1 protein-coding gene is annotated in these 408 nt (G+C 66.9%); it reads right to left on the bottom strand.

Annotation, left to right across the window (positions count from 1 at the left end):
* A partial coding sequence (locus ACWGS9_RS35440; protein WP_454509508.1) for a hypothetical protein occupies positions 1 to 323 on the bottom strand: 323 nt, incomplete at its 3' end.
* Positions 324 to 408 lie beyond the last annotated feature (85 nt).

Here is a 408-nt window from a genome sequence, read left to right as displayed (position 1 = left end):
AACAAATGCTGCTCCTGCAGCCAGTCCGGCTCCGCCGACGGATAGAGGAGGCCGCCCGGATCCTGCTCGTCGTCGTGCGGATCCTCAATCGCTCCCCAGTCGGCGGCAGCAAATCCAGGAGCGCTATCGGCTTCCATCGGCGTGGCCGGCCGCGAAACATGCTCCTGCTCCCCAAGCACTTGCACTGACAAATCCTCACGGGCTTGCGGATACGCCCCCCCGTCCACGTCCAGGTCAGACGCCGGAAAGTGGTCGTCCACCGTCAATCCGATCGCGCTATCCATGTCCATCGGGTCGGGGAGCGGCGGCGTGAAGCGCGTCAATCCCGGAGCCGACGGCTCGCCCTGCAATGGCGCGTCGGCCGATGCCCTCCCCTCGGTGGGAACCCCAGGAGCGCTATCGCCTGGC

Source organism: Mesorhizobium sp. Arg314, assembly GCF_053714275.1.
This window is presented reverse-complemented; position numbering and strand designations above follow the sequence as displayed.